We start from the raw sequence: 2,115 nt of genomic DNA, 5'->3' as shown, positions 1-2,115 counted from the left end.
AGAAGGCGCTGGCCGAGGGCATCAACCCCTTCGACCATGGCAGCCAGAAGTACACCCACGCGATGAAGACCCAGTCGCTGCTCGAGGCGCTCGCGCAGAATGGCTTCGACGCGGCCTTCGGTGGCGCGCGGCGTGACGAGGAGAAGTCCCGCGCCAAGGAGCGCGTGTACTCCTTCCGCGACCGCCACGGGCAGTGGGAGCCGCGCCGGCAGCGGCCCGAGCTGTGGAACGTCTACAACGGGCGGATCGACTCGGGCGAGAGCATGCGCGTCTTCCCGCTCTCCAACTGGACCGAGCTGGACGTGTGGCACTACGTCCTCAAGGAGCGCATCCCGGTCGTCCCGCTGTACTTCGCCGCCGAGCGCCCGGTGGTGAACCGTAGCGGCCAGTGGATCATGGTCGACGACGAGCGGATGCGGCTGCGTCCAGGCGAGCGGCCCGTGCAGAAGCGGGTGCGCTTCCGCACGCTGGGGTGTTACCCGCTCAGTGGCGCGATCGAGTCCTCGGCCACCACGGTCGAGGGCGTCATCACCGAGATGCTGGAGGCCCGCGTGTCCGAGCGCCAGGGCCGCCTGATTGATCACGACGAAGAAGGCTCGATGGAGCTCAAGAAGCGCGAGGGGTATTTCTAGATGACCGCCGCACTGCAGCTTCAAGACAAGACGGACCTCCAGCGCTTCCTCTCCGAGCACTACGAGAAGGAGCTGCTCCGGCTCGTGGTGGTGGGCTCCGTGGACGACGGGAAGTCCACGCTGATCGGCCGGCTCCTCTACGAGTGCAATGGCCTGTTCGAGGACCAGGTGGCGGCGGTGAAGCGCGCCAGCGCGGGCGAGGAGATCGACTTCTCGCTCTTCACCGATGGTCTGCGCGCCGAGCGCGAGCAGGGCATCACCATCGACGTGGCCTACCGCTACTTCTCCACGCGCCGACGCAAGGTGATCGTCGCCGACACGCCGGGACACCTCCAGTACACGCGCAACATGGCCACCGGGGCCTCCACGGCGGACGCGGCGGTCATCCTGGTGGACGCGCGCCTGGGCATCCTCGCGCAGACGCGGCGGCACGCGTACATCGCGTCGCTGCTGGGCATTCCCTACCTGGCGGTGGCCATCAACAAGATGGACCTGATGGGCTTCGACCCGGCCCTCTTCGAGCGCCTCTCGACGGAGTTCACGGCGTTCGCCAGCACGCTCGGCTTCGAGCAGGTCCGCTTCTTCCCCGTCAGCGCGCGTGCCGGTGACAACATCACCGTCCCGAGCGCCCGCACGCCGTGGCACGACGGGGAGACGCTCCTCGGGTGGCTGGAGTCCCTGCCGCACCAGCGCCGGCTGGATGGCGCGTCCCTGCGCTTCCCCGTGCAGTACGTGCTGCGGCCCAACCTGGACTATCGCGGGTTCGCCGGGCAGCTCGCCTCCGGCACCGTGCGCGTGGGTGACGAGGTGGTCGTCCTCCCCTCGAAGCGGCGCACCCGCATCGCGGCCATCGACACCTTCGATGGGAGCCTCGAGGAGGCCAGTGCGCCGTCCTCCGTCACGCTGCGTCTGGCCGACGAGGTGGACGTCAGCCGGGGAGACCTCATCGCGCACGTCGAGCAGCCCCCGATGGCGCTCCAGCGGTTGGAGGCCATGCTGGTGTGGTTCGGCGAGCAGCCGCTGGACGTCTCGCGGCGCTACCTCGTGAAGCACACCTCGAAGTACGTCCCGGCCCACGTCGAGCAGATCCACTGGCGCAAGGAGCTGGAGGATCTGTCCGAGGTGCCCGCGCAGACGCTGTCGCTCAACGAGATCGGCAAGGTCCGCCTCATCTGCAAGCGCCCGCTGCTGTGCGACGCCTACCAGGCCAACCGGAAGACCGGGGCCTTCATCGTCGTCGACCCGCTCACCAACGACACGGTCGCCGCGGGGATGATCCTCGGGCCCGTGGGCGACGAGGGCGCTCAGGAGACGAAGTCCCTCATCTCCGCCGAGGAGCGTCGCGAGCGCCTCGGTCAGTCCGGCGCCGTCATCCTCCTGGCTGGCAGCCCGGAGGTCGAGCAGGGGGCGCTGCGCCTGGAGCGTTCCCTGTTCGATCAGGGCCGGCACGTGGCCCTCGTCCGGGGAGACGCGGATGCAGCCC

Annotated in this window: 2 protein-coding genes; both read left to right on the top strand. The window is 69.0% G+C overall.

Going from position 1 to position 2,115, the window contains the following annotated elements:
* On the top strand, positions 1-632 hold a 632-nt coding region (gene cysD, locus VF697_RS04585), incomplete at its 5' end, for a sulfate adenylyltransferase subunit CysD (RefSeq protein ID WP_331092251.1).
* Positions 633-2,115: GTP-binding protein (locus VF697_RS04580; RefSeq protein WP_331092250.1), on the top strand; the 1,483-nt coding region annotated here is incomplete at its 3' end.

It is taken from the genome of Archangium sp. (assembly GCF_036388035.1).
GTDB lineage: Bacteria > Myxococcota > Myxococcia > Myxococcales > Myxococcaceae > Archangium.
The sequence above is the reverse complement of the archived record's forward strand: the minus strand, read 5'-3'. Positions and strand labels throughout refer to the sequence as shown.